Annotated in this window: 10 protein-coding genes; 9 read left to right on the top strand and 1 reads right to left on the bottom strand. The window is 69.2% G+C overall.

The window, feature by feature from the left end; all coding sequences use genetic code 11:
* Nucleotides 1-10: 10 nt before the first annotated feature.
* From ACIPEK_RS11855 to ACIPEK_RS11835, 5 genes are all read left to right on the top strand, one after another.
* Nucleotides 11-1078 carry an LLM class flavin-dependent oxidoreductase gene (locus tag ACIPEK_RS11855; RefSeq protein WP_401993935.1) on the top strand — a complete coding sequence of 356 codons (1068 nt, stop codon included), beginning with the start codon at nt 11-13 and terminating at the stop codon, nt 1076-1078.
* Complete coding sequence (locus ACIPEK_RS11850) at nt 1075-2376, top strand: NtaA/DmoA family FMN-dependent monooxygenase (protein WP_401993932.1); 1302 nt, start codon at nt 1075-1077, stop codon at nt 2374-2376. The genes ACIPEK_RS11855 and ACIPEK_RS11850 overlap by 4 nt, the downstream gene beginning before the upstream one ends.
* A 4-nt stretch (nt 2377-2380) precedes the next feature.
* Nucleotides 2381-3196: a DUF1684 domain-containing protein gene (locus ACIPEK_RS11845; protein ID WP_401993929.1), complete on the top strand. Its 816-nt coding sequence runs from the start codon at nt 2381-2383 to the stop codon at nt 3194-3196.
* Between the two features lie 247 nt (nt 3197-3443).
* Nucleotides 3444-4343: a S1 family peptidase gene (locus ACIPEK_RS11840; RefSeq protein WP_401993926.1), complete on the top strand. Its 900-nt coding sequence runs from the start codon at nt 3444-3446 to the stop codon at nt 4341-4343.
* A 212-nt stretch (nt 4344-4555) separates the two neighbouring features.
* Nucleotides 4556-5035 carry a hypothetical protein gene (locus ACIPEK_RS11835; protein ID WP_401993923.1) on the top strand — a complete coding sequence of 160 codons (480 nt, stop codon included), beginning with the start codon at nt 4556-4558 and terminating at the stop codon, nt 5033-5035.
* A 57-nt stretch (nt 5036-5092) separates the two neighbouring features.
* Here the strand turns inward: ACIPEK_RS11835 and ACIPEK_RS11830 are convergent, their stop codons facing one another.
* Complete coding sequence (locus ACIPEK_RS11830) at nt 5093-6019, bottom strand: DUF4231 domain-containing protein (protein WP_401993920.1); 927 nt, start codon at nt 6017-6019, stop codon at nt 5093-5095.
* A 226-nt stretch (nt 6020-6245) separates the two neighbouring features.
* Between ACIPEK_RS11830 and fxsA the strand changes: the two genes are divergently transcribed.
* The 4 genes from fxsA to fxsT all read left to right on the top strand — a co-directional run bounded on the left by fxsA (nt 6246) and on the right by fxsT (nt 14197).
* Nucleotides 6246-6413 (top strand): FxSxx-COOH cyclophane-containing RiPP peptide, encoded by a 168-nt coding sequence (gene fxsA / locus ACIPEK_RS11825; protein ID WP_401993917.1) that lies wholly within the window; start codon nt 6246-6248, stop codon nt 6411-6413.
* A 64-nt stretch (nt 6414-6477) separates the two neighbouring features.
* Nucleotides 6478-8712, top strand: coding sequence for a radical SAM/SPASM protein FxsBH, inactivated beta-hydroxylase extension form (gene fxsBH, locus ACIPEK_RS11820; protein WP_401993914.1), 2235 nt, complete (start codon nt 6478-6480; stop codon nt 8710-8712).
* A gap of 234 nt (nt 8713-8946) precedes the next feature.
* A complete protein-coding gene (gene fsxC / locus ACIPEK_RS11815) occupies nt 8947-10278 on the top strand; it encodes an FxsC protein (protein WP_401993911.1) in 1332 nt (443 codons plus the stop codon).
* Nucleotides 10262-14197: an FxSxx-COOH system tetratricopeptide repeat protein gene (gene fxsT / locus ACIPEK_RS11810; protein ID WP_383072329.1), complete on the top strand. Its 3936-nt coding sequence runs from the start codon at nt 10262-10264 to the stop codon at nt 14195-14197. Before fsxC ends, fxsT begins: the two co-directional genes overlap by 17 nt.
* The last annotated feature ends 51 nt before the right edge of the window (nt 14198-14248 follow it).

Genomic DNA, 14248 nt, shown 5'->3' with positions numbered 1-14248 from the left:
GGTGACACCCATGCCTTCGACCGCACCTCTTCACCTGGCCGCCGAGATCGGCGGTCCGCCCCACTACACCCACGAGCACTACATCGGCCTCGCCCGGCTCGCCGAGCGCGGCGCCCTGGACTTCGTCACCCTCGGCGACTCGTTCGCCAGGCCCGGACTCGACGCACTCGCCGTGCTCTCCCGGGTCGCGCCCGCCACCGACCGGATCGGTCTGGTGCCGACCGTCACGACCACCCATACGGAGCCGTTCCATGTGTCGTCCGCCGTGGCCACCCTGGACTGGGTGAGCCGCGGCCGGGCGGGCTGGAATGTTGATGTGTCGACGACCGAGGCCGAGGCCCGGCTGTTCGGCCGGCGTCCGGCAGCACCCGCCGACGAACTGTGGCGCGAGGCCGGTGAGGCTGCCGACGTGAGCGCCCGGCTGTGGGACAGCTGGGAGGACGACGCCGAGATCCGGGACGTCGCCACCGGACGCTTCATCGACCGGGACAAGCTGCACTACGTCGACTTCGAGGGTGCCTCCTTCACGGTCCGCGGCCCGGCCATCGTGCCCCGGCCCCCGCAGGGACACCCGGTCACCGTCGTCGACGCAGCGGGCGGGCCGGCCCGTGAGACCGCGGCCCGCCACGCCGATGTCGTCCTCGTCCGTGCCCCCGCCCCCGAGCGGGCCGCCGCGATCCGCACCGATCTGCGCCGGCGCGCCGCGGCGTACGGACGCGACCCTGACACCCTGCGGGTCCTGGTCGCGCTCACCGTCGACCTCGGCGACGCCGAGACCGCCCCGGAACCGGGGCTGGAGAGCGGACCCCCGCTCGCCGCAGGCGGCTCGTACTACCGGGGCGGACCGGTCGACCTCGCAGAACTGATCACCCAGTGGCACCGCGGGGGAGCGGCGGACGGCTTCCACCTCACACCCATCACCCCCGGGCGCGACCTCGAACGGATCGTCAACGGCACGGTGGCCCTGCTCCAGCACCGCAGCCTGTTCCGCACCTTCTACCCCGGCGGCACCCTGCGCGAGCACCTGGGGCTGGCCCGCCCCGCCAACCGGTACGCCCTCGAAGGGGGACGAGCATGAGCACCGCACCGAGGCAGATGCATCTCGCCGCCCACTTCCCGGGTGTGAACAACACGACCGTCTGGGCGGACCCCCGTTCCAGGAGCCAGATCGACTTCTCCTCCTTCGAACACCTCGCCCGCACGGCGGAACGCGGCAAGTTCGACTTCTTCTTTCTCGCCGAAGGGCTGCGGCTGCGCGAGCACAACGGCCGGATCCACGACCTGGACGTGGTCGGCCGCCCCGAGTCCCTCACCGTGCTGGCCGCGCTGGCGGCCGTCACCGAGCGGCTGGGCCTCGCCGCCACCGTCAACGCCACCTTCAACGAGCCGTACGAACTGGCCCGCCGCCTCGCCACCCTCGACCACCTCAGTGACGGCCGGGCCGCCTGGAACGTCGTCACCTCCTCGGACGCCTTCACCGGGGAGAACTTCCGGCGCGGCGGCTATCTCGACCGGGCCCACCGATACACCCGGGCCGCCGAGTTCGTCGCCACCGCCCGTGAACTGTGGGACACCTGGGCCCCCGACGGCACCCCGCGCCCGTTCGCGCACCACGGGCAGCACTTCGGCATCGAGGGCGAGTTCACCGTCCCGCGCTCCCCGCAGGGCCATCCGGTCGTCATCCAGGCCGGGGACTCCCCGGAGGGCCGCGAGTTCGCCGCGTCCGCCGCCGATGTCATCTTCACCCGGCACGGCACCCTGGAGGCCGGCCGCACCTTCTGCGCCGACGTCAAGGCTCGGCTGGCCAAGTACGGCCGGGAAGCCGACGAGCTGAAGATCATGCCCGGGGTCACCTTCGTACTCGGCGACAGCGATGCCGAGGCCCAGGAGAGGGCGGCCGAGATCCGCCTCCAGCAGGTCTCCCCGCAGAACGCGCTCCTGGCCCTGGAACAGATCTGGGGCCGTGACCTCTCCTCGTACGACCCCGACGGACCGCTTCCCGAGACCGACCCGGACCCCGAGTCCTCGCCGGCCCAGGGCCGGGTCAGGCACGGAGACCCGCTCGCGGTCGCGGCCCGCTGGCGTGCGCTGTCGAAGGAGAAGGGTCTTTCCATCCGGCAGACCGTCATCGAGACGACCGGGCGGCAGTCCTTCATCGGCAGCCCTCAGACGGTCGCGGCGCAGCTGACGGAGTTCGTCGCCGCCGATGCTGCCGACGGATTCATTCTCGTTCCGCATCTCACGCCGGGCGGCCTGGACGATTTCGTCGACCGGGTCGTCCCGCTCCTCCAGGAGCGCGGTGTATTCCGCTCCGAGTACACGGGTCCCACCCTGCGGTCGCATCTCGGGCTCGCCGAGCCGGTATGGAAAGGTTGATCGCATGAGCACGGACGCACAGCAGCCGCACGATTCCGGGCAGGCGGCACAGGACTGGAAGCACTGGCACGAGGAGCGCACCGCCACGGTCGCCGCACCGTACGGACCGCTCTCCCTCACCGGCACCCACTGGCTCTCCGACTACCCGGAGGGCCACATTCCAGGGGTGCCCGGGCAGTGGCGGGAGGACGGCGAGGAGCTGGTGCTCAGCGCCGCCGCCGCGGACGGCCTGAGCGTCGACGGCAAGCCCTTCACCGGCCGGGTCCGCCTCACCGCCGACCGCGGCCCGATCGGCGAGTCCCGCGTCGCGCACGGCGAGCGGCGGCTTGTCGTGCTGAGTCGCGAAGGGCTCTGGGCGGTACGGGACTTCGACCCGGACTCCGTGGCGCGGCGCACCTTCCGGGACATCGAGGCCACCCCGTACGACGCCCGCTGGGCGCTGCCGGGCACCTTCCGCCCGTACGAGAGCGCCCGTACGGTCCGGGTCGAGAACGCCGACGGAGTCGAGCGCGGCCTCGGACTCGCGGGCGAGATCGTCTTCGAGATCGACGGCACGGAGCACACACTGCAGGTCGCGGTCGAGCCCGATGGCTCGCTCTGGGCGGTCTTCGCAGATGCCACCAGTGGAAACAGCAGCTATCGCTTCCGGTTCCTGCGGCCCGCGGCCCCGTCCGAGGACGGCAGTGTGACGGTCGACCTCAACCGTGCGCTGCTGCCGCCCTGCGCCTTCGCGGACCACTTCATCTGCCCCTTCCCGCCGCCCGGCAACACCCTTTCCATCGCCGTCGAGGCGGGGGAGCGGAACCGCGTCGACGGCTGACGCAACGCCACATCCCTCGGGACGACGTCCCCGGCAGTCCATGTGCTGCCGGGGACGCCCGTACAGCCGGACAAGTTCAGGCCAGAAGGCCCTCTTGCGCCAGAAGTTGACGCCTTGAATACTCCCGAGCAGCGCTTGTCAGGAACACGGCATTCCGCACTGCGGGCATGCCGTGCGAACGACTGCGCCTCACGGGTCCGACCACCCCACAGGCGGACCCCCGATTTCCTTTCGGGAGGAATGAAAAGTGAGGATCAAGCGCACCACCCCCCTCAGCGGCACCGCAAGACGCAGCAGGGCTGTCGCCATCGCCGCAGGCCTGGTCGCCGTCGCCGCGCTCGCCGTCCCCACGGCCCAGGCCGACACCGCCACCACGTTCAGCGCCAAACAGCTCTCCGCCGCGAGCGACGCCGTGCTGGGCGCCGATGTCGCGGGGACCGCCTGGAGCATCGACCCGGCGACCGACACCCTCGTGGTCACCGCGGACAGCAGGGTCTCGCAGGCCGAGATCAAGCAGATCAAGCAGTCCGTCGGAGCCAACGCCGGCGCCGTGCGGATCGAGCGCACCGCCGGAAAGCTCAGCAAACTGCTCTCCGGCGGCGACGCGATCTACGCTCCCGGCTGGCGCTGCTCCCTCGGCTTCAACGTTCACAGCGGCAGCACCTACTACTTCCTGACCGCCGGTCACTGCACCGACGGCAACCCGCCCTGGTACACCAACTCCTCCAACTCGACCAGCATCGGCCCGACGGTCGGATCCAGCTTCCCGACCAATGACTACGGCCTGGTGCGGTACGACAATGCCTCGCTCGCCCACCCGGGCACCGTCGGCAGCGTCACCATCACCGGAGCGGCCAACGCCACGGTCGGCATGTCCGTCACCCGCCGCGGTTCCACCACCGGCGTCCACGGCGGCAGCGTCACGGGCCTCAACGCCACGGTCAACTACGGTAACGGCGACATCGTCTACGGCATGATCAAGACCAACGTGTGTGCGGAGCCCGGCGACTCCGGCGGTCCGCTCTACTCCGGCTCGAAGGCGATCGGTCTCACCTCGGGCGGCAGCGGCAACTGCAGCTCCGGTGGCACCACGTACTTCCAGCCGGTCACGGAGGCGCTCAGCGCGTACGGGGTCACCCTGAACTGACGCTCCAACACCCCGGTCCGGCCCTGGAACACGCAGTCGGCCGAGACGGAGCCCCCGCCCGAATCCTGGGCGGGGGCTCCCGTTCACCCCGCGGCTTTTGAGAGGATGTGGGGCAGGTCGGTCATGCAGGAGTAAACGGGGGCGGATGCTGTGCCTTCCGGAGGGATGCCCTCCGGGAACCCCCGGCAGACACCTCAGGGGGTTCCAGGTCCGTGAAACGCATCGGAGTGACCGGCCATCGCAGCATTCCGCAGGAGGCCCATGCCCATGTGCTGGCCGGGTTACGGGCGGCGCTCTGCAGCTTCGAAGGCTCCCTGGAAGCCCTCTCCAGCCTGGCGGTGGGGGCGGACCAGCTCTTCGCCGACCTCGCCCTGGCCCGCGGCGCGGATCTGACCGTGGTCATCCCCAGCGGCGACTACGAATCCTGCTTCGCCGATGCAGCCGAACTCGCCCGCTACCGGGCCCTCAAGGACCGGGCGGTCCGGGAAGTCCGGCTGGACTACCCGCACTCCACCGACGAGGCGTACTACGCGGCGGGTGCGTACATCGCAGACCACTGCGACCGGCTGCTCGCCGTGTGGGACGGAAGGCCGGCCCGAGGCTTCGGCGGCACGGGCGACATCGTGACGTACGCCCGCAGCCTGGGCCGCCCGGTCACAGTGATCTGGCGCGAGGGTGTGGAGCGCACCTGACCGGTTCCCGCGGCCGTCTTCGTGTGTGACCTCGCGTCCACCGTGACTGATTACCTGTCACATCTGATGCCGGGCAAGCCAGTCGGTGTGCTGCGGGGAGACGATGCGCTCGGTCTCGAAAACCGCCCGCGGCCACTGACGCTCGGTCAGTGTGGTCTCCATCGCCACCTGCATCGCCTCCAGATCCTGCTCCACCAGCGAGTGGGCCGAGATCAGCGGGTGGTGGCGGCGCATCTCGCTCCACGCCAGACAGGCCGCCGCGGCGGCCGACAGCACCCCCGTCAGGGCGAAGGACTGGGTGACGGAGAACGTCCGCAGCAGCGCGAACACCAGGGCCAGCGCCGCCAGTGCGGCAATGGTGGTCGACCAGACGAGCGTGGCCCGCCGGGACACCTCCTGGCGCCTGCGGTACCAACTGCGCTGCTCGATCAGCCGGTCCCGTACATACGTCTCCTTGCGCACGGTGAATGCCTTGTTGTGTAACTCGCGCATGGAGTCCGTTATCAGCCCGCCCGAATCCGCCGTCAGGTCGCGGGGGTCGGCCCACCCCACCTTCCGGAGCTCCTGAAGACCTTCTTCGAGACGATTCGCGAACACCGCCTCGGGGTGCTGGGTGGTGGTGTCGAAAGGCGAGCCGTGCACCGAGTAACGCCAGCACATCGACTTGATGAACTCTGCTGCCGAGCGGTTGAGTTGCCATTGCGACTTTGCTTTGCGCTGGGCGGTGAGGTACATCGTGATCAGGACACCCGTATAGGCCAACACGCCTATGCAATCGGTGAGTTGAAACGAGTCACCTATCTCCAGGTGCCAGGGCACCGCGGCCGGCATCGCGCCGATGACCAGTAGAATCAGCTGGACGCGGGTGGTGTTCACGGCCTCCCGCTGGCTTGCGATGGCGATCGCGTCCGTGTGATGGAACAGCGCCGGCAGGTCGGCGTTCCTGAACACCATGCTCTGCAGCGGTCCGGGAATCGCCGTCATGTTCACTCCCGTCTGCGGTTATGTCGTCACCTCAATGGTGGAATCGGTGGTTCCGTTCGATCCGGGACGGTCCCACATGACGCTCTTGTCCCAAGTGGGCGTCCTCAGTTGCCAACCGAGGCCATGAGAGTAAAGTCGTGCCGCCGGACACTGCAATGGTGAAGATACCGTTGCTGCATTCCTGTCTGGAACCATTCCATCGGAACAAATCCCCTCAAGGACGGCCGTGAAGACCTCTGAATCCTCCCCCTCCTTCGCTGTTGCGAAGAAGAATCGTGTGCCGCTCGCCGAGATCGATGTCCGCGGCACTACTGCTGCCCGGAAGCTCGGTCGTGTGCATGCCGCGTCAGCCGGTCGCCCCACCCAGGCATCGACCTTCAACTCGGCACTCTGAACCGACGCCTCGGCGCTCCGAACCAATGCCCCGACCACCCCTTCGGGCTGGCTAGACTGGCGGAATGACAGGACCCCTGGTCCCTTTCCGTGAAGTCGTTCTCAAGGTTCACAGCAGGTGCGATCTTGCCTGTGACCATTGCTATGTCTATGAACATGCAGATCAGAGCTGGCGAACCCGTCCGAGAACAATCTCTGATGATGTCATCTTCCGGACTGCTCAGCGCTTGGCCGAGCATGCCAAGACACATGCACTGCCCTCCGTGTCAGTGATCCTGCACGGAGGGGAGCCTCTACTGGCAGGCCCGGCCCGATTGCGGCGCGTCTGCGAAGAGCTGACCTCCGCCTTCGAAGGCATCGCGGAGCTCGACCTCCGTATCCATACCAACGGACTCCAGCTCAGCCCGCGCTTTCTCGACCTCTTCGACGAGTTCGACGTCAAGGTCGGCATCTCCCTGGACGGCGACCGGGCCGCCAACGACCGGCACCGCCGCTATGCCGACGGACGCAGCAGCCACCCCCTGGTTCTCAAGGCCGTCGAGCTGCTCCAGCAGGAGCGCTACCGCCATCTCAACCTCGGGCTCCTGTGCACCGTCGACATCGAGAACGACCCGCGCGCGGTCCTCGACGCCCTCACCGAGCTCGACCCGCCGCTCATCGACTTCCTGCTTCCGCACGCCACCTGGGACGAGCCGCCGCCCCGCCCGGACGGCTCACCCACCGCCTACGCCGACTGGCTTCTCGCGGTCTTCGACCGCTGGCAGGAGCAGGGGCGCCCGGTGCCGGTACGGCTCTTCTCCTCGGTGCTGTCCACGCTGAGCGGCGGCCCCAGCCTCACCGAGTCCCTGGGGCTCGCTCCCACCGACCTCGTCGTCGTCGAGACCGACGGCCAGCTGGAGCAGGTCGACTCGCTCAAGAGCGCCTACGAAGGCGCGGCGGCCACCGGATTCGATGTCTTCACCCACACCTTCGACGAGGTCGCGGCCCACCCCGGGGTGCGGGCCCGCCAGCTCGGACTGGCCGGCGTCAGCGAGACCTGCCGCCGATGCCCGGTCGTACGTTCGTGCGGAGGCGGCCTCTACACCCACCGGTACCGCTCCACGGGGCCGTCCGGCGCATTCGACAACCCGTCCGTGTACTGCGCCGATCTGGAGGCCCTGGTGCGCGGCATCGAGGCGCGCAGCGCAGCGGCCCTTGTCGCACCCGCGGTGGCCGAGCCCATCGAGCTGCTCGCCGCCCAGCAGGACCTCACCCGCACCCTGCTCGCCCGGCTGAACGCCGACATCGGACGGCGCGGCGGCGAGCAGTGGGCGGCCGTCTGGGAGCTGGCCGCCACCATCGACGCGTCCGAGGAGGGGGCCCGCGGTCTGGACGAGGTGCTGGCCCACCCCTACACCCGCAGCTGGCTGCTGTACGCGATGGAGCTGGCCCAGGAGCGGTCCGGGGCCATGCGGGTGGCGCGTCGGATGCCGGTGTATCTCGCGGCCGCCGCCGTACGGGGCGGCCTCGATCTGCCCGTACGGGTGACCTTCTCGGGCGGCAGGATCTTCCTGCCCGGTCTCGGCGAGTTGCGGATCGCGGATGCGGGGGAGCAGGGCACGGCGCTGGTGCGGGCAACCGAGGACGGCTTCCTGGTCCGGCAGGAAGGGAGTGACGCGGCCGAACTGAGGGTCGTACGGCCGGAGGTGGCCGGACCCGGCTGGCGGCCGCTGCGCCGGCTCGCGACGCCCGGTTCGACGCCCGGCCTCGTGCTCGACGACCTCGACCCGTACCGCACATGCTTCTCCGTGCCCGCCGCGGACGCCCTCGACGACCGGGCCGCCGCGGGCCTGGAGGCCAGGACCGGCGAGGCGTGGACGCTGATCGAGGCGAAGGCGCCCGGGCGTACCGGGGAGATGGCGGGCCGCCTCACCACCCTCACACCGCTGACCCGTCTGGCCCCGGCGGAGCCCGCCGTCGGGCGGCACGGATACGGCGCTCTGGGGGTCTGTCCGGACGGCAGCGCGGAGGAGTTGGCGTTCGCGCTGCTGCGGGGCTTCCGGCGGGCCGAATTGCGGGCGCTTCGCGATGTCACGGATCTTTACGCGGCAGACGGCTCCTGGGAACATCGGATGCCCTGGCAGGAAGAACCAGTTCCATTTTCCCGGTTGCTGGCCGACACCTATGAGCGGATGGCGTTGGGGGCTTTCGAGCCGAGCTATCTGGAGGGCGTACCGCAGGCCCTCGACACGCTGGAGGGTGCCGCCGAGCTGACCATCAGTGGAAAGCGGCTGCTGGATCAGATGCGAAAAGAGCTCTGAGGCTCGCATTCCGGTTTAGTCGGGGCCGTCGGTACGCACAGGACAACTGGGAGGAACAGACGCAGACCTGATTCGATCAAGGAATGATCGACTGAACCTGGGAACGTATGACTGAAAACCGGCGTTGAATGACCGAACGCCATGGGGGTGGAGCAACGTCCGCTCCGGAATGATGAATTCGCTCGCATTCACTTCAATCCTCGGGTGCGGGTGCTCACACAGGACGGGGGTCGTGTGCACGCAACAACGCAGCAGCGAGCGGCGGACCATCGGCCGTACTTCTTCTTGAGTTATGCACATACACCGGGGTACGGCGGTGGAACGGACCCCGACATGTGGGTCGAGCGGCTCTTCCAGGATCTCTGCGGCCATGTGATGGCCATGACCGATCTGCCCGCGGGCGCGCCCGCCGGGTTCATCGACCGCGAGATACGCTCCGGCGAGGGCTGGTCGGAGCGGCTCGGCGAGGTGCTCGCCACCTGCCGGGTGTTCGTTCCGCTGTTCTCGCCGCGTTACTTCGCCAGTGAGATGTGCGGCAAGGAGTGGTACGCCTTCGCCCAGCGCGCCATTCACTACCGGGCCCGCTCCAACCAGCCGGCCGAGGCGATCGTCCCGGCGCTCTGGGTGCCGGTACCACCGAGCCAACTCCCGGGGCCCGCCGAGAGATTACAGTTCAACCACCGCGACTTCGGGGACCGTTACGTCAGCGACGGACTCTACGGACTGATCAAACTCAAGCTCTTCACCGAGGAGTACGAGCGCGCGGTGTACGAACTCGCCAAGCGCATCGTCAACGTCGCGGACACCATACGGATCGGCACCGGCCGCCCGGTCGACTACCGGCTGGCCCCCAGCGCCTTCGGTCCGCCGAACAGCGGAGCCGGCGGCCCCCGCCCCATGCAGGTGACCATTGCCGCTCCCACCCGGCACGACCTGCCCGAGGGGCGCAACGCCGATTACTACGGCGACAACCCGCAGGACTGGAACCCCTACCACCCGGCCGCCGCCCGTCCCCTGGCCTATGTCGCCGAGGACCTGGTGCGCTCCCTCAACTACCAGGCCACCATCTCCTCCTTCGACGAGGAGTCCGGGCACCCGGAGGGCAAACAGCCGCCCAGCAGACCGGAGATCCTGCTCGTCGACCGGTGGGCCCTGCAGGACGAGGACCGTCGCCGACGGCTCGCCGCCTTCGACGCAGAGAACCGTCCCTGGGTGACGATGGTCGTGCCGTGGAACCGCGAGGACCACGAGAGCAGGGCGGCCGAGGCCGAACTGACCGAGAAGCTCGAACAGACCATGCCGACCAAGATGCGCCAGGGGCGGGCCTACTGCCGCGCCGCTGCCAAGGGCGTACCCAGCATGGAGGCCTTCGGGCAGATCCTGCCGCAGGTGGTCGAGGTGGCGGCCCAGCAGTACCTGAGACATGCGGCGGTCTACCCACCTGCCACCGGCGGCGGGCACACCGAACGGACACGGTTGATGGGGCCGATGGCACAGACGTACTACACCCCCGAGACACACGACCCTGCGACGGATGCGGAGGACACGGATGACGGCCAGTCGTGACGGGCGCATCGTCACTTTCTACTCGTACAAGGGCGGCACCGGGCGCACCATGGCTCTGGCCAACACCGCCTGGATACTCGCCGCCAACGGAAAACGGGTACTGGCCGTCGACTGGGATCTGGAGGCACCGGGGCTCCACCGGTTCTTCCACCCGTTCCTCGATCCGTCGACACTCGGTGCCACCACCGGCGTCATCGATCTGATCACCGAGTACGCGTGGGCCGCGACCAGCCCCGTCCAGCGCGCCGACGACTGGCACCGCGACTACGCCCGTATCCAGCCGCACGCCGTCTCCCTCACACCCGAGGCGCTCGGCTGGGAGTTCCCGCACGGCGGCACCCTCGACTTCGTCTCCGCCGGGCGGCAGAACCGCGAATACTCCGCGACCGTCTCCACCTTCGACTGGGACAACTTCTACGACCGGCTCGGCGGCGGCCACTTCTTCGACGCCCTGCGCGACGACATGAAGGCCAACTACGACTACGTCCTCATCGACAGCCGGACCGGCCTCAGCGACATCGCCGACATCTGCACCGTCCACCTGCCCGACGTCCTCGTCGACTGCTTCACCCTCAGCGACCAGTCCATAGACGGCGCCGCCTCCGTCGCCCGGCAGATCTCCGAGCGCTACACCGGCCGCCCCATCTCCATCTTCCCCGTCCCGATGCGCATCGACGAGGGCGAGAAGGAGAAGGCCGATGCCGGACGGGCGCTGGCCCGGCTGAAGTTCGACCGGCTGCCGCGCGATCTGTCCGGGGACGAACTCACCGCCTACTGGGGCGCGGTGGAGATTCCGTACCGCCCCTACTACGCCTACGAGGAGACCCTCGCGACCTTCGGCGACGAGGCCGGTCTCACCAACTCCCTGCTTTCCGCCTTCGAACGGCTCACCTCCGTCATCACCGACCAGCAGATCACCTCGATGCCGCCGGTCGGCGAAGAGGTACGGCTGCGCATCCGTGACGCGTTCACCCGGCGCAGGCCCGCGCTGCCCGCCGATCTCTTCCTCAGCTATGTGGCGGAGAACCGGATGTGGGCCGACTGGATCGAATCCGTGCTCACCCGGGCCGGGTTCCGCGTCGTACCGCGCGATGTGTCCGCCGAGCGGGAGACCCCGGAACCGGCGGCTGCCGCCGCGGGGAACGCGGCCCGTACCGTGGTGCTGCTCTCCAGCGCCTACCTCAAGTCGCAGCGTGCGGTGAACCTCTGGGAGCGTGCCGTGGCGGAGGACCCCGGCGGTGGCCGGCGTCATCTGCTGCCGCTCAGGGTCGGTGACGTACGGCTGTCCGCGCCCTACATCGACCGCAACCCCGTCGATCTCTTCCGGCTCGACGAGGTGCATGCCACCGCCGCCCTGTTGCGCGCCCTGGACCGGCCCGTACAACTGACCGACAGTGTGTCGCCCGGACCCCGCTTCCCCGGTACCGTCCCCAGGATCTGGAACGCGCCGCCGCGCAACCCCGGCTTCACCGGCCGCTCCCTGGTCCTGGAGCGGATGCGCGACCAGCTCGGCGGCGGCATGGCCGTCGTGCTGCCGCAGCCGCAGACCCTGTACGGACTCGGCGGCGTCGGCAAGACCCAGGTCGCCCTGGAGTACGTGCACCGTTTCATGGCCGACTACGACCTGGTCTGGTGGATATCGTCCGAGCAGACCGACGACGTGGTGGCCGGGCTCGCCGAGCTCGCCGTCCGGCTCGGTGCCCAGGGCGGCGACGACATGGCGGCCGCCTCCCAGGAAGCCGTGGACCTGCTGCGGCGCGGCGTGCCCTCGGACCGCTGGCTGCTGGTCTTCGACAACGCCGACGACCCCGAACGGCTCAGGCGCTACTTCCCGCAGGGCGGCTCCGGACACATCCTGGTCACCTCCCGGAACCAGGCCTGGTCCCAGCACGGCGACGCACTGCCCGTCGACGTCTTCCTGCGCGAGGAGTCCATCGAGCACCTCCAGCGCCGGGCCCCGGGGCTGAGCGACGAGGACGCCGCCCAGGTGGCCACCGCCGTCGGTGACCTGCCGCTCGCCGTCGAACAGGCGGCGGCCTGGATCGCGGAGACCGCCACCCCGATCGACACCTATCTGGAACAGCTGGCGCAGCAGGCCCCCGAGGTCCTGGCGCTCAACCAGCCGGCCGGCTACCCGCAGCCGGTCGCAGCGACCTGGAACATCTCCATCGAACGGCTCAAGGAGCGCTCGCCCGCCGCGGTGCGGCTGCTCCAGCTCTGTGCCTTCTTCGCCCCCGAGCCGATCTCGGGGAACCTCCTGTACAGCAAGGAGATGATCGAGGCACTGAAGCCGTACGACGCCGCGCTCCAGGAGAAGCTCGTGCTGGGCCGGGTCATCCGGGAGATCGGCCGGTTCGCCCTCGCCAAGGTCGACCAGGTCTCCAACTCCATCCAGGTGCACCGTCTCGTCCAGGCCGTCATCCGGGCACAGCTCAGCGAGGAGGAGCAGCGCGACGCCCGGCATGCCGTCCACCGCATCCTGGCGGGTGCCCGGCCCGATGAGGACGAGCCGATCGACAACCCCGCTACCTGGCCGCAGTTCGCCACCCTCTGGCCGCACCTCGTCCCGTCCGACGCCCGCAACTGCAAGGAGCCCGAGGCCCGCAGGCTGTTGATCGACCGGGTCCGCTATCTCTGGAAGCGAGGTGACTTCAGGACCGCCGCGGCCCTCGGCGAGGAGCTGCGCGCCATCTGGAAGGAGACGCTGGGGGAGCGGGACATCCAGTACCTCTACCTCTGCTTCCACCTCGCCAACATCTACCGCTCGCGCGGCCGTTATGTGGAGGCGAGGGAGCTCGACGAGATCACCCTGGCGACGCAGCGGGAGGTCCTGGGACCGGAGCATCCGCACACGTACATGAGTACCAGCAGTCTGGCGACGGACCTCGGCACGCTCGGCGAGTACACCATGGCGATCGAGCTGGCGACCGAGGCCACCGACGGGTTCAACCAGATCTTCCACGATTCGCATCCGAGGACCCTGGCAGCGGCCAACAACCTGGCGTTCACCCTGCGCTCCATCGGGCAGTACGCCAAGGCCAGGGAGATCGACCAGGACGTCTTCGACCGGCGGGTCGAGGTGCTCGGCGCGGAACACCCGTACAGCCTCTCCTCGGCCATGAACCTGGCCCGTGACCTGCGTGACGTCGGGCGGTACGAGGACGCGGTCGGCATCCTCAGCCGCACGTACGACAGCTACAAGGCCACGCTCGGCCGGTCCTTCCCCGGCACGCTGAGCGCGGCGAAGAGCCTGGCGGTGTCGCTGCGCCGGGCGGGCAGACTGGAGGACGCCCGCAGGCTCACGGTGGCCACCCGTGCCCGGTACCGGGCCAAGTACACCACCGCCAACCCGGAGTGGCTGGCCTGTGACCTCAATCTGGCGGCCGACCTGTTCGCGGCGGGCGAGGCGTCCGAGGCCAGGGACACCGCGCAGGAGGTCGTCGACCAGTACATGAAGGTGCCGGGGGAGAAGCACCCGTACACCCTGGCCGCCCTGAACAACCTCGGCGTCTACCTGCTGGGGGCCGGCGCGGTGGAGGAGTCGGAGCAGGTGCTGACCCGGGTGGTCGCGTCGATGCGGGAGGTGTACGGGCACGAGCACCCCAACACCCTGTTCTGCGTGATGAATCTGGCCAATGCGACAGCCGAACGGGGCGATCTCGAAATCGTGCTGAAGACCGAACGGAAGGTGTCAGGACAGCTCAGGCACGTCCTCGGGGCGCATCACCCGGAGACCCTGGCCATGATGTCGAACATGGCGGTCACGCTCGATGCGATGGGGCGCAAGGACGAGGCGCTGCGGCTGAGGACGGAGACGGCCGACGAGCTGTCGCGGCAGCTCGGTGAAGACCACCCGATGACCCGGATCGCCCGGGACGAGCGCCGGTTCGAGCGCGAACTGGAACCGACGGCGGTATGAGCCACGGGAGCGTCCGGCCGCCACCGGACGCTCCCTGTCTCTCCTTGTCTC

Origin of the sequence: Streptomyces sp. NPDC088246 (assembly GCF_044741025.1) — a bacterium.
In the GTDB taxonomy this organism is placed as follows: Bacteria; Actinomycetota; Actinomycetes; order Streptomycetales; family Streptomycetaceae; genus Streptomyces.
The sequence above is the reverse complement of the archived record's forward strand: the minus strand, read 5'-3'. Positions and strand labels throughout refer to the sequence as shown.

Excerpts from the sequence above, each read along its gene's own strand:
- ACIPEK_RS11830 (WP_401993920.1), bottom strand. The coding sequence starts at position 6,019 with ATGACGGCGATTCCCGGACCGCTGCAGAGCATGGTGTTCAGGAACGCC.
- ACIPEK_RS11855 (WP_401993935.1), top strand. The coding sequence starts at position 11 with ATGCCTTCGACCGCACCTCTTCACCTGGCCGCCGAGATCGGCGGTCCG.
- fxsBH (WP_401993914.1), top strand. The coding sequence starts at position 6,478 with ATGACAGGACCCCTGGTCCCTTTCCGTGAAGTCGTTCTCAAGGTTCAC.
- ACIPEK_RS11845 (WP_401993929.1), top strand. The coding sequence starts at position 2,381 with ATGAGCACGGACGCACAGCAGCCGCACGATTCCGGGCAGGCGGCACAG.
- ACIPEK_RS11850 (WP_401993932.1), top strand. The coding sequence starts at position 1,075 with ATGAGCACCGCACCGAGGCAGATGCATCTCGCCGCCCACTTCCCGGGT.
- fxsT (WP_383072329.1), top strand. The coding sequence starts at position 10,262 with ATGACGGCCAGTCGTGACGGGCGCATCGTCACTTTCTACTCGTACAAG.